This is a genomic window from Nonomuraea sp. NPDC051191 (assembly GCF_044455665.1).
Classification (GTDB): domain Bacteria; phylum Actinomycetota; class Actinomycetes; order Streptosporangiales; family Streptosporangiaceae; genus Nonomuraea.
In genome coordinates this window covers 1-1,040 of record NZ_JBITEZ010000061.1, presented here as the reverse complement: position 1 = coordinate 1,040, position 1,040 = coordinate 1, and the positions used below count along the sequence as shown (strand labels likewise).

General features: G+C 64.5%; 1 protein-coding gene. It reads right to left on the bottom strand.

Annotation, left to right across the window (positions count from 1 at the left end; translation table 11 throughout):
* Nucleotides 1-1,029: acyltransferase domain-containing protein (locus ACIA8R_RS52990; protein WP_397045860.1), on the bottom strand; the 1,029-nt coding region annotated here is incomplete at its 3' end.
* Between the last annotated feature and the right edge of the window lie 11 nt (nt 1,030-1,040).

The following is a 1,040-nucleotide window of genomic DNA, read 5'->3' as shown; positions in this document are numbered from 1 at the left end:
GGTTGGGGTGGGGGTGAGGAGGGTGTTCCAGGTGATGGGGGTGGTGGTGTGGGTGTGGATGGTGGCTAGGGCGTGGAGGAGGGTGGGGGTTTCGGGTTGGTTTTTGTGGAGGGTGTTGATGGTGGTGGGTGGGGGGGTGTTGGTGGTGGGGGTGGGGAGGTTGTGGGTGGTGAGGGTGGTGAGGGGGTTGTCGGGTCCGATTTCGATGTAGGTGGTGACGCCGGCGTTGTGGAGGTAGTTGATGGTGTTGGCGAAGTGGACGGGTTGGCGGGCGTGGGTGGCCCAGTGGGTGGGGTGGAGGGTGGTGGTGGGGGTGGCTGTGGTGTTGGTGATGAGGGGGGTGTGTGCGGTGTGGTGGGTGAGGGTGTGTGCGGTGTGGTTGAGGGTGTTGAGGATGGGGTTGAGGTGGGGTGAGTGGAAGGCGTGGGAGACGGTGAGGGTGTGGGTTTTGCGTCCTTGTTGGGTGAAGTGGTGGGTGATGGTGTTGACGTCGTGGGTGGTGCCGGAGATGACGGTGGTGTTGGGGGTGTTGATGGCGGCGATGGTGACGTTGGGGGTGAGGTGGGGGGTGATTTCTTGGGGGGTGGCGTGGATGGCGGTCATGGTGCCGTTGGTGGGGAGGTTGTGCATGAGGCGGGCGCGGGTGGTGATGAGGGTGGCGGCGTCGTTGAGGGTGAGGATGCCGGCGGTGTGGGCGGCGGTGATTTCGCCGAGGGAGTGTCCGGCGAGGTAGTGGGGGTGGATGTTCCAGCTGGTGAGGAGGTGGTGGAGGGCGGTTTGGAGGGCGAAGAGGGCGGGTTGGGTGTAGAGGGTTTGGTTGAGGAGTTGGGCGTGGGGGGTGTGGGGTTTGGCCCACATGATGTGTTGGAGGGGGTGTTCGAGGTGGGGGTTGAGGGCTTGGAAGGCTTGGTCGAGGGCGTTGGCGAAGGTGGGGAAGGTGGTGTAGAGGTTGTGGCCCATTCCGGGGTGTTGGGTGCCTTGGCCTGAGTAGAGGAAGGCGGTTTTGCCGGGGCGTGTTCGTCCGGTGATGAGGTTTGCGC